The 25653-nt window shown below is 67.0% G+C and carries 26 protein-coding genes; 16 read left to right on the top strand and 10 right to left on the bottom strand.

Going from position 1 to position 25653, the window contains the following annotated elements; translation table 11 throughout:
• Positions 1 to 136: 136 nt before the first annotated feature.
• On the top strand, positions 137 to 1051 hold the full coding sequence (gene mdh, locus MXB53_RS03750; protein WP_248895865.1) for a malate dehydrogenase: 915 nt from the start codon (positions 137 to 139) through the stop codon (positions 1049 to 1051).
• A 190-nt stretch (positions 1052 to 1241) separates the two neighbouring features.
• Here the strand turns inward: mdh and MXB53_RS03745 are convergent, their stop codons facing one another.
• A complete protein-coding gene (locus tag MXB53_RS03745) occupies positions 1242 to 2975 on the bottom strand; it encodes an excinuclease ABC subunit C (protein WP_248895864.1) in 1734 nt (577 codons plus the stop codon).
• A 90-nt stretch (positions 2976 to 3065) separates the two neighbouring features.
• Between MXB53_RS03745 and MXB53_RS03740 the strand changes: the two genes are divergently transcribed.
• Genes MXB53_RS03740 through MXB53_RS03730 form a run of 3 tightly spaced genes read left to right on the top strand, consistent with a single transcriptional unit; the run spans position 3066 to position 5193 of the window.
• Positions 3066 to 3326: a DUF7967 family protein gene (locus MXB53_RS03740; protein WP_248895863.1), complete on the top strand. Its 261-nt coding sequence runs from the start codon at positions 3066 to 3068 to the stop codon at positions 3324 to 3326.
• A 47-nt stretch (positions 3327 to 3373) separates the two neighbouring features.
• The gene (locus tag MXB53_RS03735) at positions 3374 to 4291 is read left to right on the top strand and encodes an ABC transporter ATP-binding protein (protein WP_248895862.1); all 918 of its coding nucleotides are present in this window, start codon (positions 3374 to 3376) and stop codon (positions 4289 to 4291) included.
• Positions 4288 to 5193: an ABC transporter permease subunit gene (locus MXB53_RS03730; protein ID WP_248895861.1), complete on the top strand. Its 906-nt coding sequence runs from the start codon at positions 4288 to 4290 to the stop codon at positions 5191 to 5193. Before MXB53_RS03735 ends, MXB53_RS03730 begins: the two co-directional genes overlap by 4 nt.
• Before the next feature lie 4 nt (positions 5194 to 5197).
• Here MXB53_RS03730 and MXB53_RS03725 read toward each other — a convergent pair whose 3' ends face one another.
• Positions 5198 to 6310, bottom strand: a complete 1113-nt coding sequence (locus tag MXB53_RS03725; RefSeq protein ID WP_248895860.1) for a pyridoxal-phosphate-dependent aminotransferase family protein — start codon at positions 6308 to 6310, stop codon at positions 5198 to 5200.
• Between the two features lie 120 nt (positions 6311 to 6430).
• Between MXB53_RS03725 and MXB53_RS03720 the strand changes: the two genes are divergently transcribed.
• The 7 genes from MXB53_RS03720 (at position 6431) to MXB53_RS03690 (ending at position 13769) form a co-directional block, all read left to right on the top strand.
• Positions 6431 to 7699, top strand: a complete 1269-nt coding sequence (locus MXB53_RS03720; RefSeq protein ID WP_248895859.1) for an O-acetylhomoserine aminocarboxypropyltransferase/cysteine synthase family protein — start codon at positions 6431 to 6433, stop codon at positions 7697 to 7699.
• On the top strand, positions 7696 to 8922 hold the full coding sequence (gene metX, locus MXB53_RS03715) for a homoserine O-acetyltransferase MetX (RefSeq protein ID WP_248895858.1): 1227 nt from the start codon (positions 7696 to 7698) through the stop codon (positions 8920 to 8922). The genes MXB53_RS03720 and metX overlap by 4 nt, the downstream gene beginning before the upstream one ends.
• 258 nt (positions 8923 to 9180) lie before the next feature.
• Positions 9181 to 10422 (top strand): ABC transporter substrate-binding protein, encoded by a 1242-nt coding sequence (locus MXB53_RS03710; RefSeq protein WP_248895857.1) that lies wholly within the window; start codon positions 9181 to 9183, stop codon positions 10420 to 10422.
• A 58-nt stretch (positions 10423 to 10480) separates the two neighbouring features.
• The gene (locus tag MXB53_RS03705) at positions 10481 to 11422 is read left to right on the top strand and encodes a branched-chain amino acid ABC transporter permease (RefSeq protein WP_248895856.1); all 942 of its coding nucleotides are present in this window, start codon (positions 10481 to 10483) and stop codon (positions 11420 to 11422) included.
• Between the two features lie 6 nt (positions 11423 to 11428).
• Positions 11429 to 12292 (top strand): branched-chain amino acid ABC transporter permease, encoded by an 864-nt coding sequence (locus tag MXB53_RS03700; RefSeq protein WP_248895855.1) that lies wholly within the window; start codon positions 11429 to 11431, stop codon positions 12290 to 12292.
• The gene (locus MXB53_RS03695; protein ID WP_248895854.1) at positions 12289 to 13053 is read left to right on the top strand and encodes an ABC transporter ATP-binding protein; all 765 of its coding nucleotides are present in this window, start codon (positions 12289 to 12291) and stop codon (positions 13051 to 13053) included. Before MXB53_RS03700 ends, MXB53_RS03695 begins: the two co-directional genes overlap by 4 nt.
• On the top strand, positions 13053 to 13769 hold the full coding sequence (locus MXB53_RS03690) for an ABC transporter ATP-binding protein (protein ID WP_248895853.1): 717 nt from the start codon (positions 13053 to 13055) through the stop codon (positions 13767 to 13769). Before MXB53_RS03695 ends, MXB53_RS03690 begins: the two co-directional genes overlap by 1 nt.
• 89 nt (positions 13770 to 13858) lie before the next feature.
• Here MXB53_RS03690 and MXB53_RS03685 read toward each other — a convergent pair whose 3' ends face one another.
• Positions 13859 to 14383: a CBS domain-containing protein gene (locus tag MXB53_RS03685; RefSeq protein ID WP_248895852.1), complete on the bottom strand. Its 525-nt coding sequence runs from the start codon at positions 14381 to 14383 to the stop codon at positions 13859 to 13861.
• Between the two features lie 182 nt (positions 14384 to 14565).
• Positions 14566 to 15090 (bottom strand): CBS domain-containing protein, encoded by a 525-nt coding sequence (locus tag MXB53_RS03680; protein ID WP_248895851.1) that lies wholly within the window; start codon positions 15088 to 15090, stop codon positions 14566 to 14568.
• Between the two features lie 200 nt (positions 15091 to 15290).
• On the opposite strand from MXB53_RS03680, the gene MXB53_RS03675 reads away from it, so the two are divergent.
• Entirely contained in the window at positions 15291 to 16583 is a 1293-nt protein-coding gene (locus MXB53_RS03675; protein WP_248895850.1) for an O-acetylhomoserine aminocarboxypropyltransferase/cysteine synthase family protein, read from the top strand.
• A gap of 16 nt (positions 16584 to 16599) precedes the next feature.
• Here the strand turns inward: MXB53_RS03675 and MXB53_RS03670 are convergent, their stop codons facing one another.
• Positions 16600 to 17559 carry an asparaginase gene (locus tag MXB53_RS03670; protein ID WP_248895849.1) on the bottom strand — a complete coding sequence of 320 codons (960 nt, stop codon included), beginning with the start codon at positions 17557 to 17559 and terminating at the stop codon, positions 16600 to 16602.
• Positions 17560 to 17649: 90 nt separating this feature from the next.
• Entirely contained in the window at positions 17650 to 18297 is a 648-nt protein-coding gene (gene serB / locus MXB53_RS03665) for a phosphoserine phosphatase SerB (RefSeq protein WP_248895848.1), read from the bottom strand.
• 100 nt (positions 18298 to 18397) lie between these two features.
• On the opposite strand from serB, the gene serA reads away from it, so the two are divergent.
• Positions 18398 to 19993 (top strand): phosphoglycerate dehydrogenase, encoded by a 1596-nt coding sequence (gene serA / locus MXB53_RS03660; protein WP_248895847.1) that lies wholly within the window; start codon positions 18398 to 18400, stop codon positions 19991 to 19993.
• Here serA and MXB53_RS03655 read toward each other — a convergent pair.
• Positions 19990 to 20304: a hypothetical protein gene (locus tag MXB53_RS03655; protein WP_248895846.1), complete on the bottom strand. Its 315-nt coding sequence runs from the start codon at positions 20302 to 20304 to the stop codon at positions 19990 to 19992. The two genes, serA and MXB53_RS03655, sit on opposite strands and share 4 nt — an antisense overlap.
• Before the next feature lie 100 nt (positions 20305 to 20404).
• On the opposite strand from MXB53_RS03655, the gene MXB53_RS03650 reads away from it, so the two are divergent.
• Positions 20405 to 20716 (top strand): hypothetical protein, encoded by a 312-nt coding sequence (locus MXB53_RS03650; protein ID WP_248895845.1) that lies wholly within the window; start codon positions 20405 to 20407, stop codon positions 20714 to 20716.
• Here MXB53_RS03650 and thrC read toward each other — a convergent pair.
• The 3 genes from thrC to MXB53_RS03635 form a co-directional block, all read right to left on the bottom strand.
• Positions 20713 to 21975: a threonine synthase gene (thrC, locus tag MXB53_RS03645; protein WP_248895844.1), complete on the bottom strand. Its 1263-nt coding sequence runs from the start codon at positions 21973 to 21975 to the stop codon at positions 20713 to 20715. The two genes, MXB53_RS03650 and thrC, sit on opposite strands and share 4 nt — an antisense overlap.
• Positions 21976 to 22036: 61 nt before the next feature.
• The gene (locus MXB53_RS03640; RefSeq protein ID WP_248895843.1) at positions 22037 to 22411 is read right to left on the bottom strand and encodes a helix-turn-helix domain-containing protein; all 375 of its coding nucleotides are present in this window, start codon (positions 22409 to 22411) and stop codon (positions 22037 to 22039) included.
• A 121-nt stretch (positions 22412 to 22532) separates the two neighbouring features.
• Positions 22533 to 22766: a DUF8001 family protein gene (locus MXB53_RS03635; RefSeq protein WP_248895842.1), complete on the bottom strand. Its 234-nt coding sequence runs from the start codon at positions 22764 to 22766 to the stop codon at positions 22533 to 22535.
• A gap of 97 nt (positions 22767 to 22863) precedes the next feature.
• On the opposite strand from MXB53_RS03635, the gene MXB53_RS03630 reads away from it, so the two are divergent.
• Both MXB53_RS03630 and cgi121 read left to right on the top strand, forming a co-directional pair.
• Positions 22864 to 25125: an ATP-dependent DNA helicase gene (locus tag MXB53_RS03630; protein ID WP_248895841.1), complete on the top strand. Its 2262-nt coding sequence runs from the start codon at positions 22864 to 22866 to the stop codon at positions 25123 to 25125.
• On the top strand, positions 25122 to 25625 hold the full coding sequence (gene cgi121 / locus MXB53_RS03625) for a KEOPS complex subunit Cgi121 (RefSeq protein ID WP_248895840.1): 504 nt from the start codon (positions 25122 to 25124) through the stop codon (positions 25623 to 25625). The genes MXB53_RS03630 and cgi121 overlap by 4 nt, the downstream gene beginning before the upstream one ends.
• Positions 25626 to 25653 lie beyond the last annotated feature (28 nt).

Below are 25653 nucleotides of genomic sequence, written 5' to 3'. Positions count from 1 at the left end.
AAGGCGGCCGAGGTCGAAAAAGCCCACGGGGTCGGGTGAGGAGTGTCGGCGGTCCTCCGGTGCCGAAACGCTGGCGACGGTCGAAATTCGGTGTTCCGAAGCGTTTAATCGGAATCCCCGGCCATTGGTACGTGAAATGACGAAAGTGAGCATCATCGGCGCCGCCGGGACGGTCGGTGCCGCGACGGGGTACAACATCGCGCTCCGCGACATCGCGGACGAACTCGTCTTCGTCGACATTCCAGACATGGAAGCGGAGACCGTCGGGCAGGCGGCCGACACGAACCACGGCATCGCCTACGATTCCAACACGGACGTCCGGCAGGGCGACTACGAGGCGACGGCGGGGTCCGACGTGGTGGTTATCACGGCGGGCATCCCCCGCAAGCCCGGGCAGACCCGCATCGACCTCGCGGGCGACAACGCGCCCATCATGGAGGACATCGGCTCCTCGCTCGCGGAACACAACGACGACTTCGTCACCATCACCACCTCGAACCCCGTCGACCTGCTGAACCGTCACCTCTACGAGACGGGCGACCGCGACCGGCACAGCGTCGTCGGCTTCGGCGGCCGACTCGACTCCGCGCGCTTTCGCTACGTGCTCTCTCAGCGCTTCGACGTGCCGGTCAAGAACGTCGAGGCGGCGATCCTGGGCGAACACGGCGACGCGCAGGTGCCCGTCTTCTCGAAGGTCCGTGTCGACGGCCGCGACCCCGAGTTCACCGCGGCCGAGCGCGAGGAAATCCTCGGCAACCTGCAGGAGTCCGCGATGGATGTCATCGAGCGCAAGGGCGCGACCGAGTGGGGACCGGCAACGGGGGTCGCCCACATGGTCGAGGCCGTGCTCCGCGATACGGGCGAGGTGCTGCCCGGCAGTGTCGTCCTCGACGGGGAGTACGGGTACGAGGACACCGCGTTCGGCGTTCCCGTCAGACTCGGGGCGAACGGCGTTGAGGAAGTCGTCGAGTGGGACCTCGGCGACTACGAGGCCGACCTGATGGACGAGGCCGCCGAGAAACTCTCCGAGCAGTACGACGAAATCGCCTGACGTTTATGCCGGATGAGGCGACCAACCGCCCCGTGACCTGACGCCCAGTCGTGGGGCGGTCGCGGGTGTGCGGCGCCACGTCCCACGAACTCGCGGTTGGCGCCGCCTGCTCGCTCCTCGACACGGACGGATCGTCATGCCTGTTTCCCGGCGGTCACCGACCGTCGGAACTGACGGACGATCGGCCGACTCACAACCGCCGCGCTAGCGACTCGGCGGTTTTCTCGCCGACGCCCGCGACATCCTCCAGGTCCGCCGCCGACGCGTCTCGAACGTTCTCGACGCTGCCGAACCGTCGGAGGAGACGACGCCGGGTCTCCGGACCGACGCCCGGCACGTCGTCGAGCGCCGTCGACACGTCGTCACGGACCGTCCCGTGGTACTGGACGGCAAAGCGGTGGGCCTCGTCGCGAACCCGCTGGAGGAGGCGGAGGTGTGGCGCGTCGTCATCCCAGTCGTGGACGCCGTCGGGCGTCACGACCCGTTCTTCGGCTTTGGCCAGGGCCACTGCCGGCACGTCCCAGCCCGTCTCCGCGAGGGCGTCGCGCGCAGCGGCGAGTTGCCCGTCGCCACCGTCGATGAGAAGGAGGTCCGGATCGGGGCGATCGTCCGCGCCGTCGACGGCCCTGACGGCCCGCCAGCGCACGAGTTCGCGCATGTTCGCGTAGTCGTCGTTGCGGTCGGTGAGTTTCTTCCGGCGATACGCTGACTTCTCGGCGCTGCCGTCGGCGAAACAGACGTTGCTGCCGACGACGGCCTTGCCGCCGGTGTGGCTCACGTCGAACCCCTCGATGCGTTCGGCGCTGTCGAGTCCGAGAGCAGCGGCGAGACGGGCGGCACCGTCGTCGTCGCCCGTCCGGCGGCGGGCGTTCTTCAGCGCGAGGTCGACCAGTTTCGCCTCGCGGCCGGCGCCAGGCACGCGCACGGCGACGCCCTCGGTTTCGAGCCACGAGACGACGTCCGGATCGGTCGGACGTTCCGAGCAGATGACGGCGTCGGGTAACTCACGGTCGGCGTAGTACTGGGGAATGAAGGCATCGAGGAGTGCCCCGATTCGCTCCTCCTCCTCCGGGGCGTCGAGTCGGTGCCGCGACCGGTCGACGAGTTGGCCGCGTTCGCTGTGGAGACGGGCCACCGTCGCTCGATCTCCCTCGACGACGGCGCCAAGGACGTCGACCGTGCGCTCGTCGCTCGGCGTCGACACCGCGTCGCCGCCGTCGCCGTGGAACGATTCGACGGTCTCGAGCCGGTCACGAAGGTTGGCGGCGCGTTCGAACGACTGTGCCTGCGCCGCCGCCTCCATCTCCCGGCGGAGCGGATCGGCCAGCGCACCTGTCTCGCCCTCGAAAAACCGGACGGCTGCCCGCACGTCTTCGGCGTACGCCGCCTCGTCGATTTCGCCGGTGCAAGGGGCGCTACACAGACCCATCTCGTAATCGAGACAGGGACGATCACGGTCGCGATACTTGTGATCCGAACAGCCACGGAGGCCGTACGTCTCGCGGAGCGCCTTCACCACCGTCTCGACGCGTCCCTTGTCGGTGTAGGGACCGAACACCCGTGCGCTTTCGTCCGGGTCGCGCGTCACTTCGATTCGAGGGGCCGGGTGGTCGGTGAGTTGGACCAGCGGATAGGATTTGTCGTCCTTGAGCCGGACGTTGTACCGTGGCTGGTGGCGTTTGATGAGGTTCGCCTCCAGCAAGAGCGCCTGCGTCTCGGTGTCGGTGACCGCGATATCGATCCGGTCGGCTCGCTCAACCATCCGGCGAATGCGGTCGCTTCGGGGGTCAGTGTAGGACCGCACGCGGTCCCGGAGATCGACCGCCTTCCCCACGTACTGGACCGTCTCGCCCTCGTAGAAGAGGTAGACGCCGGGGTCGCGAGGAAGATCATTCGCGCGCTCGCGAACCGCGGTCGCGTCCATCACTGAGAACGTAGCGGCCGAGCGCAAATGAGCCTGACGCGTCGGACTCACAGGCGAGAGTATAACACCGTCACGGCCGTGTGTCGACGCATGGACGGGCGCCTGTGGCTGGTCGAGCGGACGTACGACGACAAGGGACTCATCTCGCTGGTGTACGCGACGACCGACGGCACCGCGGTGCGCCGTATCGAGCGAGCACCCATCGCCGTCGAGCGATCAGGCGGGGTAACCGCGGCTGTCGAGGCCGATCCCGACGTGCTCACGCCGGTCGAGGACAAAGCCCTGCAGGAGCGGTACGCGGCAGAGGCGACGCGAATGGCCGAGCGTCACGACCCCGAGGAGACCGTGTAGGCGAGCCAACCTAAACTCTTTAACCGGGACTGGCCCAACGGCTTCCCATGTCCGCAATCGAACTCGACGGCGTGACCAAACGGTTCGGCGATGTCACCGCCGTCTCGAACCTCGACCTCACGGTCCCCGAGGGCGAGGTGTTCGGCTTCCTCGGGCCGAACGGCGCGGGGAAGTCGACGACGATCAACATGTTGCTCGATTTCGTCCGGCCGACGGAAGGGCAGGTTCGCGTGCTCGGACTGGACGCGGGCCGCAACAGCGTCGCCGTCCGCCGGCGCACGGGCGTGCTGCCGGAGGGGTACGACGTGTATCACCGCCTCACCGGACGCAAACACGTCGAATTCGCCATGCGGTCGAAGGAGGTCGATGGCGATCCCGACGCAGTGCTGGAACGCGTGGGAATCGCGGACGCCGCCGACCGCAAGGCCGGGGGCTACTCCAAGGGGATGCGCCAGCGACTCGTCCTCGGGATGGCGCTCGTGGGAGAACCGGATCTGCTCATTCTCGACGAACCGTCGTCGGGACTCGATCCGGGCGGCGCACGCGAGATGCGCGACATCGTACGCGCGGAAGCCGACCGCGGCGCGACCGTCTTCTTCTCGAGCCACGTGCTGGGACAGGTCGAAGCCGTCTGTGACCGGGTCGGCATCCTCCGGGGCGGCGAACTCGTCGCCGAGGACAGCATCGAGGGACTCCGGGAAGCGGTGGGCGAGGACGCGACCCTGGTCGTCACCGTCGACGCAGCGAGCGAGAGCGACCTCGACGCCGTTCGCGCCCTCGACGGCGTGAGCGCGGCCACGACCGACGGGACGACGGTCACCGTCTCCTGTGATCCGGCCTCGAAGACCGCCGTCATCGGCGCACTGGAGGACGCCGGCGTGACGGTCGAGGACTTCCAGACAGAGGAAACCTCGCTGGAAGATCTATTTCTCGCGTACACCGAAGGGGAGGCGGTGTCGGCATGACGTGGAGCGCCGTGGCCCGGAAGGACTTCGAGGACGCCATCCGGTCGCGGTGGCTGTGGGGGCTGTCGGTCGTGTTCGTACTCGTCTTCTCGTTCCCGGCGGTCGTCCGCCTGTACTCCGGCGACCTCGGCGGGCCACAGAACAGTTCCGGCATCGTCCAACTCGTCATCTTCTTCATGAAGGAGGCGACGGCCATCGTCGTTCCCCTGACCGCGGTGGTGGTCGCCTACGCGTCGATAACCCGCGAGCGCGACTCGGGAACGATGAAGCTCCTGCTGTCGATGCCCCACTCGCGGACGGACGTCGTCATCGGCAAGTTGGTGGGCCGGAGCGCCGTCATCGTCGTGCCGGTGTTGCTCGGCTTCCTCGTGTCCATCCTCCTGCTGATTCCGGGGTCGTCGGCGCTCGACTGGCTGACGTACGTGCAGTTCGCGTTGTTGACCGCGTTCCTGGGCGTGGTGTTCGTCGGCATCTCGGTCGGCATCTCGGCGGCGGCGAACGGCAATCGACAGGCCATCCTGGGGAGCGGGGGCGCGTTCGCGCTGTTCTGGTTCGGTTGGGACTTCCTGTCGAACCGCCTGGTCGACGGGGCCATCGCCCTCCTCGGCGACGTCGGCGTCGACGTGGCGACGGCGACGCGCTATGAGATAGTGCTGTTGCTGAAACTGCTCAACCCGATTCAGGCGTACAAGACGCTCGTCGACGCCCTGTTCATGTCGGCACTCAATGCGCGTTTGCAGATGTTCGGGTTCTTCCTCGGCATCGACCCGCGGGCCCGAGAGGCGCTCGGCTCGTCGCTGTCGGTTATCTACGGCGACGTCGCCACCGTCGTGTACATGCTCCTCTGGCTGGTGGTGCCCATCGCCGTCGGCGCCTTCGTCTTCCAGAGCACCGACCTCTAGGCCGTCACAGGTCCGCCACGTCCTCGATGGCGTCGGTCAGGGCTTCGATGCTCTCGACGGTGTGTTCGCCCATGTGGCCGATGCGAAACGTCTTCTCGCCGAGTGTGGAGCCGTAGCCGTTGGAGAAGACCATATCGTACTGCTCGGAGACGGCGTCGATGGTCGCGGCGATGTCGATACCGCGCGTGTTCGCGATGCAACTCACCGTCTGGGACTCGTAGCCCGCCTCGGGGAAGAGATCGAAATGCTCGCGGGCCCACTCGCGGGTGTATTCGGCCATCTCCCGGTGGCGCCGGGCGCGGGCCTCGTGGCCCTCGTCGAGCATCCGTTTCATCTGCGCGCGGTAGGCCAGCATGATCGGAATCGCCGGCGTGGAGTGGGTCTGTCCCTTCCGATCGTAGTAGTCGAGGGTGCGCTGGAAGCCGCCGTACCACGACGCGGAGTCCGTCTCGAGTTCGCGCTCGTAGGCGTCGTCGCTGACGACACAGACGGCGAGGCCCGGCGGCATGGCGAAGGCCTTCTGAGTCGACGCGAAGATGACATCGATGTCGTGGGCGTCGATGTCGACGTAGTCGCCGCCCAGCGCCGACACCGCGTCGACGACGAAGTAGGTGCCGGGATACTCCGCGACAACATCGCCAATCTCCTCGATCGGGTTCCGAACGCCGGTCGAACTCTCGTTCATGACGCAGGTGACGACGTCGTAGTCGGCGTCGTTACGTTCGAGTTCCGCCCGGATATCGTCGGGTTTGACCGCCTCGCCCCACGCGTATTCGAGTCGGTCGACGGTCTTTCCCAACCGCTCGGCGACGTTGGCGTGGCGCTCGCTGAAACTGCCACAGGTCGGCACGAGCATCCGGTCGTCGACGAGGTTGAGCGTGGAGGCTTCCCAGAACTCCGTCCCCGATGCGGTGAGGATGATGACATCGTTGTCGGTGCCGAGGAACGTCTTCGTGTCCTCGACGATGGTCGTATAGAGATCCGTCATCCGGTCCATGCGGTGACCGAACATGGGTTCGCACATGGCCTCGATGACGTCTGCGCGCACCTCGGTCGGCCCCGGGATGTACAGCGTCTTGTCGGGATAGTCGTCCCTGTATTCGCGTGTTTCGGGCATTCGAGCCACCTCGATGTGAAAGACGGGGGCGCGAGATGGCATGGAGCTTTTGGTGCCGGCCGCGGGCGCTCGTCGCGTAACTACCGGTTATAAGTTTCTCCAGGAATATGCATGATACACATGACCGACGGCTTTCATACCCGAAGCCTCCACGCCGGGCAGGAGCCGGACCCGGCGACGGGCGCACGGGCGCCTCCGATCTATCAGACCACCTCGTACGTCTTCGACGACGCCGAGGACGCCGCCGAGCGGTTCCGCCTCGACGTCGAAGACAACATCTACGCGCGGTTCTCGAATCCGACGACGCGGACCCTCGAACGGCGCCTCGCCTCGCTGTCGGGCGGGACCGACGCCGTCGCCACCGCGGCGGGGATGGCCGCCCTCGACGCCGGAACGAGCGTCCTCGCGTCCGCCGGCGACAACATCGTCGCCTCCGCGGATATGTACGGCGGGACGAGCACCTACTTCTCGAAGATGGCCTCGCGACGCGGTGTCGAGGTCCGCACCGTCGACACGCTGGACTACGACGCCTACGCCGAGGCCATCGACGAAAACACCGCGTTCGTCCACGTCGAGACCCTCGCCAACCCGTCGCTGGTGACGCCGGATTTCGAGCGCATCGCCGACATCGCTCACGACAACGCGGCGCCGCTACTCGTCGACAACACGTTCGCGACGCCCTACCTCTGTCGGCCGATCGAACACGGCGCCGACGCGGTCTGGGAGTCGACGACGAAGTGGATCCACGGGTCGGGCACGACCGTCGGCGGCGTCCTCGTCGACGGCGGTACCTTTCCGTGGGACCACCCCGACGCCGACTACCCCGAACTCGCGGGCGAAAATCCGGCTTACGGCTTCGATTTCACCGAGCGATTCGGCGACCGGGCGCTGGCGGCGGTCGCCCGCTACCGCTCGCTTCGCAGCCTCGGCAACGGCCAGTCGCCGTTCGACGCCTGGGTGACGCTGCAGGGCTCCGAAACGCTCCCCTTGCGGATGGACCGCCACTGCGCGAACGCGATGGCCGTCGCGGAGTTCCTGGCCGACCATCCGGCCGTCGACTGGGTGACCTACCCCGGCCTGGAGTCCCACGAGACCCACGACAACGCGAACGAATACCTCGATGGCGGCTATGGCGGCATGATCACCTTCGGCCCCGCCGGAGGGTACGAGGCCGCGAAAGACCTGTGTGAGACCGTCGAGATGGCGAGTTTCCTCGCCAACATCGGCGACGCGAAGACGCTCGTCATCCATCCGGCGTCGACCACGCACTCGCAGTTGACGGAGGAAGAACAGCAAGCGGCGGGCGTCACCCCCGACATGGTTCGCCTCTCGGTCGGTCTCGAAGACGTGGAAGACATTACGTCCGACCTCGAACGAGGGTTACGATGACCTCGGTCGAAAGCGGCACGCGCCACCTCGGCGAGTTCGAGTTCGAATGCGGGGAGTCGATCGACGACCTGCAGGTGGCGTACGAAGCCTACGGCGAGTTCGAGGCCGATCCGGAGGGCGGCAGCAACGCGGTGCTGGTCTGTCACGCCCTCACCGGCAGTCAGAACGTCGCCAGCGAGGGCGTCGCGAGCACGGCCGGCCAGGCGCGGGCGTGGTGGAACGACATCGTCGGCGCGGGCAAGGCCATCGACACCACCGAGTATTACGTCGTCTGTGCGAACGTGCCCGGGTCGTGTTACGGGTCGTCAGGGCCGCCGGCGGAGAACCCCGAAACCGGCGACCCCTGGGGGACCGACTTCCCGCCCGTGACGATCGGCGACTGGACGCGTGCGCAGCGACGACTGCTCGACGACCTCGGCGTCGGCCGTCTGCACGCCGTCGTCGGCGGGAGCGCCGGCGGAATGAACGTCCTCGACTGGGCGGTGCAGTACCCCGACGATGTCAAGCGCATCATTCCGGTCGCGGCCGCGGCTCGCCTCGACTCGCAGTGTCTCGCCCTCGACGCCATCGCCCGCCGCGCCATCACGAGCGACGACGACTGGCAGGGCGGCGACTACTACGGCGGCGAAGCGCCGACCGACGGCCTGGCGCTCGCCCGACAGATCGGTCACGTGATGTACCTCTCGAAGCAGTCGATGGAGGAGCGGTTCGGCCGCCGGGCCGCGGGTCGCGACGCCGTCCGCTCGTTCCCCGCGGACCGCGCCGCGGGCTATTTCCCCTACCGCGAGGTGGAGTCCTATCTCGACTACCAGGCCGAGAAGTTCGTCGACCGGTTCGACCCCAACGCCTACCTCTATCTCACCCGCGCGATGGACGACTACGACCTCAGCGAGGGGTACGAGAACGACGCCGACGCCCTCGCGGCCTTCGAGGGCGAAGCGTTGATCATGTCGTTCACCGGCGACTGGCATTTCACCGTCGGGCAGTCAGAGTCGCTGGCTGAGGCGTGTCGCACGGCGGGCGTCCCGGTTGCCCACCACGTGGTCGAATCCGACCACGGCCACGACGCCTTCCTCGTCGAACCCGAGAAGGTCGGCCCGCCGCTCCGGGACTTCCTCGGCGAGGGGCTAGAGGGCCGGGCGATCCACGACACGGCCGAAGAGGAGGAGCCGGTCGAGACGGACGACTTCGCCCCGGTTCACAACTCGCTGTTCAGCGGCTAAGAGAGAGTATCGGTAGCCACGAGGATTTCGATACGCCAATCCGCACGCGCCGAGGGATCGGACCGCGTGCGAGCGAGTGGATCGGCGTTTTTTGCCGCCTCCGACGCGATAGCGCGCGAAATCTCTCGTGGATGGATATTTGTGATATATCGAGATAACTAATAACCAACTTTATTTAATTAATCGCGAACGTTAAGCGGTATCAAGCAACAATACCACAATAATTAATGGGAAAGAGCCGGGGGAGTTTGGACCGAAATGTCCGATAGAAGCGTTCGACGGCGTCAGTTCGTCAAGGCAGCGGGTGCAGCGGGAATCGTTGGCCTCGCCGGATGTTCCGGCGGTGGCGGCAGTGGCGGTGGAAGCGGCGACTCGATCCTCGTCGGAACCCTCGCTCCGTTCAGCCAGGGTCTCGGCTGGGTCGGGCCGAACGCCGCACGTGGCCGCGACGTTGCGCTCGCAGACATCAACGACGCCGGCCTTCTGGGACAGGAAGTGGAGATCAACGAGCAAGACACGGAGACGACCCCACAGGCAGCGATTTCGGGGTTCAACACGCTCGACGAGGCCGGCGTGGTGGCCACGCTCGGCCCGTCGAGCAGCGTGATGCCGAACCTTTTCCAGCCGATCCGGGACGCGGGGCTGCCGACGCTTTCGGTCTCCGCGGGGACGACGCAGATGGACGACGTGGGGGGTCCCGACGAATACCTGTGGCGGACGGTGCCGAGCGACGCCATCGCCGGACGGGCACAGGGGCAGTACGCGCTCACGAACGACTACAACACGATGGCGGTCACGTACAAGGACGACAAGGGATCACAGAGTTTCTCGACGGCCGTCGCCGACTACTTCACCTCGCAGGGCGGCGAGCAGGTGGCCGACGTGGCGCTCGGGATCAACGCCGACTCCTACCGGAGCGAGATCCAGGAGATCGCCGACGCCGAGCCTGACGTCATTTCCATGACCGCCGGGACGGAGGTGTCCGCGCTGTTCATGCGCAACTACATAGAGGCTGGCCTAGACATCCCGATTTTCATCGGCAACGACGTGGTCACGGCGGACTTCATCGAGCGCATCGGTCCCGACGTGATGGCGGAGGCGCCCATCTTCGGCCAGGCGCCCGCTCCCGGTCCGTCGTACGACTCGTTCGCGGAGCGCCATCAGGAGATGCACGGGCAGGCCCCCGGCACCTTCACCGCGGCCGGTTACGACGCGATGAACCTCATCGCGCTGGCAGCCCAGCGGGGCGGCGAAGCGACCCGCGAGGCGATCACGAACAACATCAATCCGGTCGCTCGTCCCGAGGGAACCGAGGTGACGACGTTCTCGGAGGGGAAGGAAGAACTCGAGGCCGGCAACGAAATCAACTACCAGGGCGCCTCGAACCCGCAGGACTTCGACGAGGACGGCGATCCGGTCGGGCCGTTCTCCGTCCTCGAAGTCGAGGACGGCGAGTGGACCGCAGTGACGACGTTCTCGGCCGAAGAGCTCACCGCTTGAGACGGTCATCGCCGACCGTTTTTCACCGGAATATCAACCATACACAACATATCAAATCATGGCACTCGTAGACCTCCTGTTGGTCGTCGGCATCATCGCCGGCATCTACTCGTTGTTAGCGATCGGGATGAATATGCACTGGGGCGACACCGGGCTGTTGAACTTCGCGCACGCGGCCTTCTTCGCGGTCGGTGCGTACACGTCCGCGATCCTCACGACACCGCCGGCGACGGGCGATCTGGCGACACGGGTCGTGGGGTTCAACTTCCCCATCGTCGTTGGCCTGATCGCCGGCACTGCCCTCGCGGGAGTCACCGGCCTGCTGATCGCCACGACGAGCGTCCGCCTGGAAGGGGATTACCTGGCGATGGTGACGCTGAGTTCCGCGGAACTCATCCGATTGATGATCCACAACGAGGCGTGGCTGACGACCGGCGCACAGACGTTGAAGAACATCCCACGACCGCTCGATGGCGCGGTTCCGGTCAGCTACGACCTCTTCTACTTCGTCCTCGTGTGGGCCATCGTCGGCGTGTGTTACCTGCTGTTCACGCGGCTCTCACACAGCCCGTTCGGCCGGGTGCTCCACGCCATCCGCGAGAACGACGACGTCCCGCTCGCCCTCGGCAAGAACATCACCATCTTCAAGCTGAAATCGTTCGGCATCGGCGCCGCGGTCGCCGGACTCGCGGGCGGGCTCTGGGCACACTACGTCTACGCCATCTCGTCGATCATGTTCCTGCCCAGCATCACGTTCCTGATCTGGGCGGCGGTCATCATCGGCGGGGCCGGGAGCTACGGTGGCGCGATCCTGGGCGCTACCGTCATCGTGTTCCTTCGTCAGATCACGCGGTTCATCCCCGGTGACGTACCGTTCGGCGACCAGCTCGCATACATCCGCCTGATGATCGTGGGCGTGGTGTTGATTCTCGTCCTCTACTACCGGCCGGAGGGACTGCTCGGCGATGCCGAACGACTGCAGGCTGGTACTTCGGAGTGATCACTGATGGTACTCGATCCACAACTCATCTGGAACGGACTGGTCGTCGGAAGCATCATCGCCGTCTCGGCGCTCGGACTGACGCTCATCTTCGGGATCCTCAACTTCATCAACATCGCGTACGGTGACTACATGGCCGCCGGCGCGTACGTCGCCTGGGCGGTCAACGCACAGGTGGGGCTCCCGCTCGGCGTGGCCATCGTCGTCGGCATCCTCACCATGTCGGTCGGTGCGGTTGCCCTCGACAAGCTCGTGTTCCAGCATTTCCGCACACGGAGCCCGATCACGCTGCTCATCGTCTCCATCGGACTGGCCTTCATCATCCGGAACTTCATCCGCGCGATTTGGGGGCCGAGCGGCCACTTCTACGAACTCCCGATGGAGGCCAATCCGTCGTTCGCGGGCGTCAGGTTCAGCGTCGAGCAGGTGGCGATCATGGTCGTGAGTATCCTGTTGCTGCTCGGCGTGTACGTCCTGCTTCGGCGGACCCGCATCGGCATCGCGATGCGAGCGGCGTCCGACGACCGGATGCTCTCGCGCATCCGCGGTGTCGACACCGAAAGGATCGTGTTGTACGTCTGGCTGATCGGCGGCGCCATCGCTGGACTGGGCGGCATCATGCTCGGCCTGGATGCGCAGATTCGGCCGAACATGGGCTTTACCGCCCTGATCCCGATCTTTGCGGCGGTCATCCTGGGCGGCATCGGTGATCCCAAAGGCGCCGTCGCCGGCGGATACACCATCGGCGTCGCACAGGAGGTGAGCGTGGCCGTCATCCCGTCCGAATACAAGTTCGGTGTCGGGCTCCTGGCGCTCATCGTCGGACTGATCACCCGTCCGGACGGCCTGTTCGGGGAGGCAACACGATGACACTCCTGGAAGCTCGCAACCTCCGGAAGACGTTCGGCGGTATCGTCGCCGTCGACGACGTCTCCTTCGAGGTCGATCGCAAGGAGATCGTCGGCGTCATCGGTCCGAACGGCGCCGGCAAATCCACCACGTTCAAGCTGCTGACCGGGTTCCACCAGCCCGACGACGGGACGGTGGAGTTCGACGGCGAGAACGTGACGGACCTCGAACCCAACGAGCGTGCCCAGCGCGGCATGGTCCGAACCTTCCAGATCGCCCAGGAACTCACCGGGATGCGCGTGATGGAGAACATGCTACTCGCATCACAGAACCACCCCGGCGAGAAGGTGCTCGCGGCAGCGGCCAACACGGGCAGCGTCCGCGACCACGAGGAAGACGCCCGCGACCGGGCCGAGGAGCTGTTGAAGTTCCTCGAGCTCTGGGATCTGCGCGACGAGTACGCGGGGAACCTTTCCGGCGGCCAGCGGAAGCTGCTGGAGCTGGGGCGGGCGCTGATGGCGGAGCCGGATCTCCTGTTGCTCGACGAGCCGATGGCCGGGGTGAACCCCGACCTGACCGACCGGCTCCTCCAGCGCATCATGGAGCTACGCGACGAGCGCGACATGACGTTCCTCGTCGTGGAACACGACATCGAAGCGATCATGCGAATATCCGACACGGTTATCGGGATGCACGACGGCAAGGTGCTCTCGAAAGGGACGCCGGAGGAGGTCCAGTCCGACGAACGGATGCTCGAAGCGTATCTCGGAGGTGATGTCTAATGTTGCTCGAACTGGAGGATGTCGTCAGCGGCTACGGCGACGCGATCATCGTCCACGGCGTCGACATGGGCGTCGACGACGGCGAGATGGTCACGGTCATCGGCCCGAACGGCGCCGGCAAGTCCACGCTCCTGAAGACCATCGTCGGCGTCGTCGAGGCTCGGGAGGGAACGATCACGTTCGACGGCGACGACATCGCCGGCAAACCCCCGGAGGAAGTCGTCGAACACGGCATCTGCTACGTCCGGCAGGACGACAACATCTTCCCGAACCTCTCGGTCATGGAGAACCTGAAGATGGGGGCGTGGCCGGCCGAGGGTGAGGACTGGTTCGACTTCGACGAGCGCCTCGAGGAAGTGTACGAGCAGTTCCCGGTCCTCGAGGACCGCGCCGACCAACAAGCGGGCTCCCTCAGTGGCGGCCAACAGCAGATGGTCGCGATGGGGACCGCGATGATCCTCGATCCGGATCTGCTCGTCCTCGACGAGCCGTCGGCGGGACTGGCCCCACAGCTCGTCGAGGAGGTGTTCGAGAAGATCGTCGACATCAACGACGCCGGAACGACCGTGCTGATGGTCGAGCAGAACGCTCGGGCAGCGCTCAAGCGGTCCGATCGCGGCATCGTCCTCGACATGGGCGAAAACCGGTTCGAAGGCACCGGCGAAGAACTGCTCGGTAGCGAGGAAGTGGCCGAGCTCTACCTGGGAACCGACTGATCCGCCGGTCGTCGGTGTTCGTCACCGCGAGGTGACGACTCCCTCGAAACGAGGGGCCAATAGACTACTCGTCTCGTGTGGCCGATGCGTCAGTCGCTGGTGACCGCCGTCGGCGCCGCGGCGTCGGCAGTCGTCGCCGAGGCATTCTGTGGCACGTCGAGTCGGTGGTCGGCGAAATGCATGGCGACGGATCGAATGGAGACACAACCCCAGTAGGTGCCGTCGGTGTCGGCGTCTGGCCGACTGCCCGAGGAGTGTGGCGCCCCGCTGTCACCGGTGCCCCGAGGCGTCTCCGACGCCCCGCCGTCGACGACGAGGACCCGTTCGACGCCGTGGCGGCGCATCCGGTCGGCGACGGTCGACAGCGGCGTCAGGGGCGACGCCGTGATCGGCGGACTCGACATGAGTTCGGTCACCGACACCTCGTCGGTGGTCTCGGCGACCATCTCGACGAAGTCCGATTCGGTCACGACGCCCTCGATGCCCTCGTCCTCGACGACGAGGATGGGGACATCGGCGTCGCGTAGTTTCCGTGCCGCTTCCGTGGCCGACGCGTCGGGGGATACAGTGCGCCCGTATCCCGTCAGCGCCGCTTCGACTGGCGTGTTCGACATTGTGTCCGAACGGAGGGCCTCGACGCATTTTAATCTCTGTATAACCGTATGCATCCTCCTAATATTCATACCTATAACATGGAGGGCGTTCACACAGGTCCAAGGAAGGTTCAGCGTCGCGGGCGGTGGCGACGACGGGTCGCAGGAGTAGTGAGTCGGGGCGCGACGACGCGACGCGGGACCTAGTCGCCGGCCGCACGGATCGGAGAGTCCGTCGCCTCCACGGTCGTTTGTGGGCCGTTCCACTCGACCTCGATGCACGAGTCAGTGAGATGAGGCTCGACCGAGTCGATGGAGACGAACCCCCAGTAGGTGCCGTCGGTGTCGGCCTCCGGCCGACTGCTCGAGGAGTGTGTCTCGCTGTCACCGGCTTCGCCGGTTGGCGTCTTCGACGCCCCGTTGTCGACGACGAGCACCTGCTTGACACCGTGGCGATGCATCTTCTCGACGACGGTCGATACCGGCGTCAGCGGCGAGACGGTTACGGGCGAATCGGACATGATGGCCGAGACGGGAACCGGTTCGGCCGTTTCCGCGACCATCGCGACGAAATCGGATTCGGTCACGACACCTTCGACGCCTTCGTCCTCGACGACGAGGAGCGGAACATCCGGTTCGCGGAGCGTCTGTGCGGCCTCGGATGCGGGCGTCTCGGGAGCGACGGTGCGTCCGTAGCCAGTCAACGCGGCTTCGACGGCGGGTTCCATCATGATACGGTTTGGTGTGCGTGTGCTTACCACTTCAATCTCTGTATGTATGGCTCGTTAATCCTAATATTCCTAGCTCGCTTTAGAATTTATCTGAGTATAACACCGCGAACATCAATATTATTCCTAATCGAGTGCCCGATCGTCGAATCGACGCGTTCGGCGGCGGTTTTAGGGGAGTCGCCGTCGAAGGCGGATCCATGGCAGACGAAGACACGCGCGGATTCCACACGCGAAGCCTCCACGCCGGACAGGAACCCGACCCCGCGACGGGCGCACGGGCACCACCGATCTATCAGACCACCTCGTACGTCTTCGACGACGCCGAGGACGCCGCCCAGCAGTTCGCCCTCGAAAAGGAGGGGCACATCTACTCGCGGCTGATGAACCCGACCGTGGGGATGCTGCAGGAACGACTGGCGTCGCTCGAGGGCGGCGTCGGCGCCGCGGCCACCGCGTCCGGGATGGCCTCCCTCGACCTCGCGACCTTCCTGCTCGCGGAGGCCGGCGACAACATCGTCACGGCCTCGGCGCTGTACGGCGGGACGTACACGTATTTCACTCACTCCGTCGAACGCCGCGGGATCACGACCCGCTTCGTCGACACGCTGGATTACGAGGCGTACGCCGAGGCCATCGACGACGACACCGCGTACGTGCATCTCGAAACCATCGGCAACCCGGCGCTGGTAACTCCCGACATCGAGCGCATCGCCGACATCGCCCACGACCACGGCGTGCCGTTGTTCATCGACAACACGTTCGCGACGCCCTACCTCTGTCGCCCCGTCGAACACGGCGCGGATCTGGTCTGGAACTCGACGACGAAGTGGCTCCACGGCTCGGGATCGACCGTCGGCGGCGTCCTCGTCGACGGCGGCACTTTCGATTGGGGCGAGTACGCCGAGGACTACCCCGAAATCGGGCAGGCGAACCCGGCCTATCACGGCGTCAACTTCCACGAGACGTTCGCGCCCGCGGGCTTCACCTACGCCGCCATCGCCCGCGGCCTGCGCGACCTGGGTAACACCCAGTCGCCGTTCGACGCCTGGGTCACCCTCCAGAAACTGGAGTCGTTCCCGATGCGCATGGACCGCCACTGCGCGAACGCGATGGCCGTCGCCGAGCATCTGGAAGACCACCCCGACATCGAGTGGGTGAACTACCCCGGCCTGGAGTCCCACGAGACCCACGGCAACGCGAGCGAGTATCTCGACGGCGGCTACGGCGGCATGATCACCTTCGGCCTCAGCGAAGGCTACGAGGCTGCCCGCGAGACGGTGAACAACGTCGAACTCGCCTCCCTACTCGCCAACGTCGGCGACGCGAAGACGCTCGTCATCCATCCGGCGTCGACCACGCACCAGCAGTTGACGGAGGAAGAACAGCAAGCGGCGGGCGTCACCCCCGATATGGTTCGCCTCTCGGTCGGCTTAGAGGATGTCGAGGACATCATCGCCGACCTGGACCAGGCCATCGACGCCGCGACGTAACCGTCGGCGCGCCGCCCTACGCGTAGTCGAAGGCGTCGTCGAGGCGGTCTGCCGCCTGGGCGACGATGGTTCGAATCCGCGTTTTCTGGAGGTTCAGATCGGAGAAGCGACAGCCGAGGCGCTGAAGCGTCCGCTCGCTGCCTCGGAAGTCGTAGGTCGACCGGGCGAGTCTCCCCTGAGGGCACCGCGAGGTCACGACCACGGGAACGCCCGCCGATCTGAGGTCCGCCAGGGCGTCGGCGATCGGTTCGTTCACGTGGCCGGCACCGGTGACGGCGAGACAGACGGCCGAGGCGTCGGCGTGTGCCGACAGGTGCGAAGCGGACGCGTCGACGGTGACGTACACGGCGGCCACGTCGTTCGTGATACGACGGGGATCCGGGTCGAACGTCGGATCGGGATTCTCGGCGCGTCGCCGCCACGTGACGGCCTCTTCCTCGACGATGCCGAGCGGACCGAACTCGGGACAGGCGAACGTGTCCACCATCTGCGAGTGGGTCTTCGTCGCCTCCCTGGCGGGCAACACGCGCCCGGCGAACACGACCAGAACGCCTCTCCCAGTGGCGTCGGCGTCCAGCACGGTTCGGACGGACGCCAGCAGATTCGCGGGCCCGTCGGGACTGGGGAGCGACGGGTTCCGCATCGCGCCGGTGACGGCCACCGGCGTCGTCCCGTCGTAACACAGGTCGAGGAAGTAGGCCGTCTCTTCGAGGACATCCGTCCCCTGTGTCACGACGATGCCGTCCACCTCGGGGTCGGCGTCGAGGTCGCCGACGAGCGTCGCGAGGTCGACCATCTGCTCGACAGTGAAGTGGGGACTGGGGATGGTCGAGAACTCGACCGTCCGTAGGGCTACGTCGTCCAGAGACGGGACGGCGGCGACCAGTTCGGCACCCGAAAGGTCCGGCGCTGCGTCTCCGCCCTGTTCCTCGGTGGAGGCGATCGTCCCCCCGGTCGAGACGACGGCAACAGTCATACACGACGAGCGTCGGCGGAGGCGAAAAAGCCACCTGCTGTCGTCGCGTTCGGTGCTGGTCGCCCGCAGTCCTGTAGGACGGCTGCGCTGTTATCGTTCGGCGCCGAGCAGACCGTGCTCCGCGAACACGCGCCCGAGGCGGTCCATCGAGGCCACCACCACGTCGCAGGCGGGCCGCACCGCGGATTTGGGGAGAAAGCCGATGGAGAGACCGGCCACCTCCAGCATCGGCAGGTCGTTGGCGCCGTCGCCGACGGCGACGGTCCGGGACTGTGGGATATCGAGGTCGGCCGCCAGCGACTCCAGCGCTTCGTCTTTGGTGCCCTCGATCAGCGGGCCCGTCACGTCCCCCGTCAGATGGCCGCCGCTCGCGGGGAGGCGGTTGGCGACGAGGGTGTCGACGGTGACGCCCGCCCGGTCGAGCGCGCGTTCGACGCCGCGCTCGAAGCCGCCGGTGAGGATCGCCGTGTGGTGCCCGGCGTCGTTCAGGCGATCGATCAGGGCGGCCGAGCCGGGGCGCAACCGCACCTGGGCGAAGGCGTCGTCGGCGCGGTCCATCGATAGCCCCTCCAGGAGCGCCGCCCGTTCGCGCAGGCTCTCGGCGTAGCTGATCTCGTCGTTCATCGCCCGTTCGGTGATCGTTGCCATGCGGCCGGCGACGCCACACTGATCGCCCAGAAGGACCGTCATCTCGGAGTCCGAGAGCGTGCCGTCGAAATCGAACGCGACGAGTCGCATATCGGGTCGTCGCCGGCCGAGGATTTGAATCTCCCGCCCGGTCGTCTGGCAATATTTGCGTTTGGAAACGCTTAACAGCCGCCCTCGGGTCGGTTCGAGTATGAAGGTACTCGTCACGGATCCGATCGCTGACGCGGGGCTCGACCGCCTCCGCGACGCGGGCTACGAGGTGGAGACCGCCTACGGCGTCGAGGGGGAGGCGCTCCTCGACGCCGTCGCGGACGCCAACGCGCTCGTCGTGCGATCCGGGACGGACGTGACCGAATCGGTGTTCGAGGCGGCGCCCGACCTCGTCATCGTCGGCCGGGCGGGCATCGGCGTCGACAACATCGACATCGACGCTGCGACCGACCACGGCGTCATCGTCGCCAACGCGCCCGAGGGCAACGTCCGCGCGGCTGCCGAACACACCGTCGCGATGGCCTTCGCCACCGCGCGCTCCATCCCCCAGGCGCACGCTCGCCTGCGGGCCGGCGAGTGGGCGAAAGGCGACTACCTCGGGACGGAGCTCAACGGCAAGACCCTCGGCATCGTCGGCCTGGGCCGCGTCGGCCAGGAGGTGGCCCGCCGCCTCGGCTCGCTCGGGATGGAACTCGTGGCGTACGACCCCTACATCGGCGAGGAGCGGGCCGACCAGCTGGGCGCCGAACTCGTCGGGTTCGAGGCGTGTCTCGACCGCGCCGACTTCCTGACGGTGCACACGCCGCTAACCCCGGAGACGGAGGGGATGATCGCGGGCGACGAACTCGCCCGGCTGGAGGGCGGCTATCTCGTCAACTGCGCCCGCGGCGGCGTCGTGGACGAGACGGCGCTCGCCGCGGCCGTCGAGGACGGTACTCTCGCCGGCGCCGCCGTCGACGTCTTCGCCGACGAACCGGTCGGCCCCGACAACCCCCTGCTCGACGTCGACGACGTGGTCGTGACGCCCCACCTGGGCGCGGCGACGGAGGCCGCCCAGGAGTACGTCGCCACGAGCATCGCCGACCAGATCGTCGCGGCCTTCCGCGACGAACCCGTCGCGAACGCGCTGAACGCGCCGTCCATCGACGAGAGCGCGTTCCCCCGCGTCAGCCCCTACATCGACCTCGCGGAGACGGCCGGCAAAGTCGCCGCCCAGATGTTCGACGGCCGCATCTCGGAAGTCCGAGTGCGCTACGAGGGCGACATCGCCGACGAGGACGTCGAGTTCGTCACCGCGAGCGGGCTCAAGGGCGTGTTCGAACCGCTAGAGTGGCAGGTGAACGCGGTCAACGCGCCGAAAATCGCCGAGGAGCGCGGCATCGAAGTGACCGAGGAGAAGACTCGCCAGAGCGAGGACTTCCAGAGCCTCGTCACCGTCACCGTCGGCGACGGCGACGACGAAGTCGGCGTCTGTGGCACCCTCTTCACCGGTGACGACCCACGCATCGTCCGCATCGACGGCTACCGCGTCGACGCCGTCCCCCACGGCCAGATGCTGGTCGTGCGCAACTACGACCGGCCGGGCGTGTTGGGCCTCATCGGCACCGTCCTCGGCGACAACGACGTCAACATCGCAGGCATGTTCAACGGCCGCGAGACGGTGGGCGGCGAGGCGATGACGGTGTACAACCTCGACTCGCCGGTGCCAGCAGACGCCGTCGAGACGATCAAGGCCGACGAGCGCATCATCGACGTGAAACAGATCACGCTCGGGAACGGCGAGGGCGAGGACTAGCGACGAAAGGCGCGGGCGATGCGGGTCAGCGTGCCCGCCTCGGGCACCGAGGCGGTAGTCGTCTCGCGGTCTGCCGTCTCGGCGTCGGCCTCCGCGCGCTCTTGTTCCAGTAACCGCTCGTATCGCTCGACGATGCGTTCGTTCTCCCGACGCTGTTTCTCCACCGCGGCGCGGAGCGCCTCGTTTTCCCGCTCCAGTTCGGCGATGCGAGCGCGGGCGTCGGTGTCGTCGGTGCGCGCGGATCGGTGCGCGTCCGACGGCTCGTCGCGCCCGCTACTGACCGTGCCGGTCGGAAAGCCGCTGGGAGCCATGCGTGTGACACGTTGCCACGCGAGCAAAAACCCCCGTCAGACGGCCGTCCGACGGCTCCGTCTCGCAAGCTATACGTGGAAACCGACCGAATCGTCGCGTATGAGCCAAGACGAGACCGCGTTCGAGCAGACGGTGGCCGAAGCGTTCGAGGAGCGATTCGACGCCGATCCGGACGAGGCGGCCGCCGCCGCCGAACGGGCCGCCGCGTTCCGGGACGACGTCGACGAGGAACTGACCGCCGAGGAACTCATCGACGCCGTCGAGGCGGCTGACGACTACGACGGGTTCGCCCACCGATACGATCTGGCTATCGGCGAACTCGCCGCGGCCGACGAGGACTGCACCGACTCGCGAACGTACCGCCTGGCCGGGTTCGACGACCTGGCGGCCGACCCCGACATCGGGGCCTAGTTCTCGGCGAGATACGTCAGGATCTCGTCAGTGTCGTTCGGCACGGATTCGGGCTTGTTCCCGGCCGCAAAGGCGGCGTCTGGATCTTTCAGGAGGTGGCCGGTGGTGAGACAGACCACGTCCTCGTCGGCGTCGACGACGCCGGAGTCGCGGAGTTTCCGGAGACCGGCGACGGACGCGGCCGACGCGGGTTCGACGCCGACGCCCTCGCGGGCGAGGGTGCGCTGGGCGTCGGTGATTTCCTCGTCGCTCACGGCGACGGCGGTGCCGCCCGTGTTGCGAATGCCCGGTAGCGCCTTCGGCGCGTTCACCGGGTTGCCGATGCGGATGGCGGTGGCGATGGTTTCGACGTCGTCCCACCGACGCACTGTGTCATTGCCCTCCTGAACGGCTTCGACCATCGGCGCCGCGCCCTCGGCCTGGACGCCCGTGAGTTTCGGCACCTGCTCGGGGTCGAGCGCTCCGCTCTGGACGAGTTCGCGGAAGCATTTGTAGAGCGCGGCCGTGTTGCCGGCGTTGCCCACCGGGAGCACGATCCGATCCGGGAACCGGCCGTAGTCGTCGCGGAACGCCTCCAGAATCTCGAACCCGATCGTCTTCTGTCCCTCCAGGCGGAAGGGGTTCAGCGAGTTGAGCAGGTACACTTCGCCGCGGGCGGCGAGGTTCTGGACGATGTCGAGACAGTCGTCGAAGTTGCCGTCGACCTCGAGGATGCGGGCGTCGTGGAGCGCGGCCTGTGCGATTTTGCCGGCCGCGACCTTGCCGGCGGGCAGGAGAACGAGCGTCGCCATCCCGGCACGGCCGCCGTAGGCGGCGAGCGCGGCGCTCGTGTTGCCCGTCGAGGCACACGCCAGGCGGTCGACGCCGAGCTCTCGCGCGACGCGAACGCCGACGGTCATGCCCCGGTCTTTGAAACTCCCCGTCGGGTTCATCCCCTCGTGTTTGATCCGGAGGGTGTCGACGCCGACCGACTCCTCCAGACGGGGGACCCGGTGAAGCGGCGTGTCGCCTTCCGGGAGGGTGACGCCCTCCGCGAAAGGGAGGCCGGCGGCGTAGCGCCAGACGCCGCGCCCCTCGAAGTCGTCGAAGGTCGGCGGGTCGGCGTAGCGGACTTCGAGCAGGCCGTCGCAGTGGTCGCAGGTGTAGCGGATCGCCGAGAACGGAGCGAACTGCTCGCCACACTCGATGCACGCGAGCCAGACGCCGTCGTCGGCGACGGCGGGCGCCGCCGGCGTGGCCGCAGTCAGGTCGAAACTCATTACCGGGGAGATGGGTTGCGAGGCAAAAAACGGGACGGGTTCACGTTGCGGCTCACCACGATCAGGTCCCGAAGTCGTCGATAGCGTCGTGGACGCGGTCGACCCACTCGTCGAGAGTGCGGTGGAGCATCTCCTTTGCCTCCGGGAGCGGCGTCGCGGTGTACTGGTAGACGTAGCCGCCGGGATCGAGCAACCGGCGCTCCCGGTCGACCAGGCCCTTCTCCAGCAGCGTCGTCAGCGAGCGGTTGACGTTGCTCCGGTCGCGGTCGAGTTCGTCCGCGAGTTCCGCGACGGTGGAGCCGGGGTTGTCGAGGAGCGTCAGATACGTTCGGCTCTCGTGGTCCTGAATGCCGAACACACAGGAGAGCACATGTCGAAAGTTCGGCTCGTCGACGCCGACGAGGTCCTCGATTTCCGGGGCGTCGGATTCGGCCATACCCATTGTACGCCCGCGCGCGGCGTTAAACCTGCGGCCGTTATACTGTCGGCTGTAAGTCAATCAAGATGTCCGTCACTCCGGGACGACGGACATCTTGAAACAGTTACAGCCGACAGTATTAGGCGTCGCTCGCGTACCCCATCCGCTCGATGCACGTGCGCATCCCGTCAACGGAGCCGTGTTTGTGCAGCGTCGTCGGCGTATCACAGTAGTACGTCGTCCCATCGTGACGGAGCGTCACTTCGTGGACGCCGCCGAACAGCTCGGTGCGCACCACGACCCGCTGGCCCGCCTCGAGGGCGTCGAGAATCTCCTCAACGGTCCGCTCACCCGCGTCGATCGTCAGCGTCATCGGGCGGAGATGGGCGGGACAGTCCTAAAGACCCACCGCGGCGGGCAGGGCGACCCGACAGGTTAAACGCGGGGACGCGCCAAGGCTTGCCCAAGCGATGAACCCCGCGGACATCCCCGGCCTCCCGCCGGGCGTCCCCGACTTCCTCGTCGAGTCGGGCATCGAGGAACTCTACCCGCCCCAGGCCGAGACGGTCGAGAAGGGCATCACCGAAGGGGAGAGCCTCGTCGCCAGTGTTCCCACGGCGAGTGGCAAGACCCTCGTGGCGGAACTCGCCATGCTGTCGAGCGTTCACCGCGGCGGAACGGCGCTGTACATCGTCCCGCTGCGTGCGCTCGCCAGCGAGAAAAAGGCCGAGTTCGAGCGCTGGGCCGACTTCGACATCGACGTCGGCATCTCCACGGGAAACTACGAGTCGAGCGAGGAGTGGCTCGCCTCGCGGGATATCGTCGTCGCGACGAGCGAGAAGGTGGACTCGCTCGTGCGCAACGGCGCTCCGTGGCTGGAGGATCTCACCTGCGTCGTCGCCGACGAGGTGCATCTCGTCGACGACCCGAACCGAGGCCCGACGCTTGAGGTGACGCTGGCGAAACTCCGGCGCATTACCCCCGACCTGCAGGTGGTCGCGCTCTCGGCGACCGTCGACAACGCCGACGCGGTGGCCGACTGGCTGGACGCCGAACTCGTCAAATCCGACTGGCGGCCGGTCGACCTGCGAACCGGCGTCCACTTCGGCGACGCCATCACGTTCGACGACGGCGAGCAACGCGAAGTGCCGGTGGAGAAAGGCGAGCGCCCGACCGCCGCGCTCGTCGACGACGCCCTCGACGAGGAGGGGTCGTCGCTCGTCTTCGTCAACTCCCGTCGGAACGCGGAGGCGGCGGCCCGCCGACTGGCCGACGTGACCGCCGACCACCTGACCGACGACGAACGCGACGAACTCGCGACGCTGGCCGAGGAGATAGCCGACGTGTCCGACACCGAGACGAGCGACGACCTAGCCGCTGTCGTCCGAAAGGGTGCCGCGTTCCACCACGCCGGCCTCTCGGCCGACCACCGATCGCTCGTCGAGGACGCCTTCCGCGACCGGACGATCAAGGCCATCTGCGCGACGCCGACGCTCGCGGCGGGCGTCAACACCCCCAGCCGGCGGGTCATCGTCCGCGACTGGCGACGCTACGACGGCGAGTTCGGGGGCATGAAGCCACTCGAAACGCTGGAGGTCCACCAGATGTTCGGCCGCGCCGGGCGGCCGGGCCGTGACCCCTACGGCGAGGCCGTGTTGCTCGCGAAGGACCACGACACGATGGACGAGTTGTTCGAGCGGTACGTGTGGGCCGACCCGGAGCCGGTGCAGTCGAAACTCGCCCGGGAACCCGCGATGCGCACCCATCTGCTGGCCACCGTCGCCTCCGGCTTCGCCCGCACGCGGTCCGGCCTCCTCGATTTCCTCGACCGGACGCTCTACGCCACGCAGGCCGACGACACCGAGCGCCTGGAGTCCGTCGTCGACGACGTGCTGGCGTATCTCGACGCCAACGGGTTCGTCGACCGGGACGGCGAGGAACTCACCGCGACGAACTTAGGCCACACCGTCTCCCGCCTCTATCTCGACCCGATGAGCGCGGCCGAAATCGTCGACGGCCTGCGCGCGGCCGACGACCCCACGCCACTCGGCCTCTATCACCTCGTCTCGCGGACGCCCGACATGTACGAGCTCTACCTGAAATCGGGGGATCGGGAGACGTACACCGAACTCTGTTACGAGCGCGAGTCGGCGTTCCTGGGTCGCGTCCCCTCGGAGTTCGAGGACGTGCGCTTCGAGGAGTGGCTCTCGGCACTGAAGACGGCGAAACTGCTGGAGGACTGGGCGAGCGAACTCGACGAGGACCGCATCGCGGAGCGCTACGGCGTCGGCCCGGGCGACATCCGGGGCAAAGTCGACACCGCGGAGTGGTTGCTGGGCGCGGCCGAACGCCTCGCGACCGAACTCGAACTCGACTGTGTCGTCGCCGTCCGCGAGGCGAAAAAGCGAGTCGAATACGGCGTCCGCGAGGAGTTGCTGGACCTGGCGGGCGTCCGGGGCATCGGTCGCAAGCGCGCCCGCCGCCTGTACGAGGCGGGCGTCGAGTCGCGGGCCGACCTCCGGGAGGCGGAGAAGTCGGTGGTGCTCGGCGCGCTCCGCGGGCGCGAACGGACGGCCGAGCGCATCCTGGAGAACGCCGGGCGGCGCGATCCGTCGATGGACGCCGTGAGCGCGGACGACGAGGCGGCGAGCGACGCCGACGGCGCGGTGGCAACGGAGGAAACGGAGACGGCCGACGCCGACCAGCAGGCCAGCCTGGGTGATTTCGGATGAAGGTCGTCGAAGGAATCGCCGACATCGCCGACCTCGATATCTTTCTGGGCCGCCTCGACGACATCGCCACGACCCACGGCGTGTCGGTGCAGGCGTTCGACGCGCGCTACGTCGTCGGCCGACAGCAGTTGGCGCGGGCGGTCGAACTCGCGGATCGGGCGTTCGCCCGCGACGAGAACGTCGCGCGCGAGCGAAGCGTGGAGATTCTGCTCTACGCGGCCGGCCGCCGACAGATCGACGACGCCCTGGAGATGGGCGTCAGCGGGGGGCGGACGCCGGCAGTGGTGGTCGTCTCGGCCGCGGACGGCGACGCGGAGCGAGAGACGGCGGCCGCCGACGCCGTTCGCGACGAACTCGCCCTCGAACCGACGCTCGACACCGTCGACGCCGACCGCGTGCGGGCGTTTTTCGACGTGACGGCGGCGGAACTCGACGCCGTCGACGGCGACCTCCTGGCGCTGGTGTGTGAACGCGTCGCACTCCTCGACGTCGGGAAATAATCGTGAAACTCGCCAACGTCGCGGCATA

The sequence above is a fragment of the Haloplanus sp. XH21 genome, assembly GCF_023276355.1.
In the GTDB taxonomy this organism is placed as follows: Archaea; Halobacteriota; Halobacteria; order Halobacteriales; family Haloferacaceae; genus Haloplanus; species Haloplanus halobius.
Note: the sequence above shows the minus strand (reverse complement) of the source record. Positions and strands in the feature narration are given on the sequence as shown.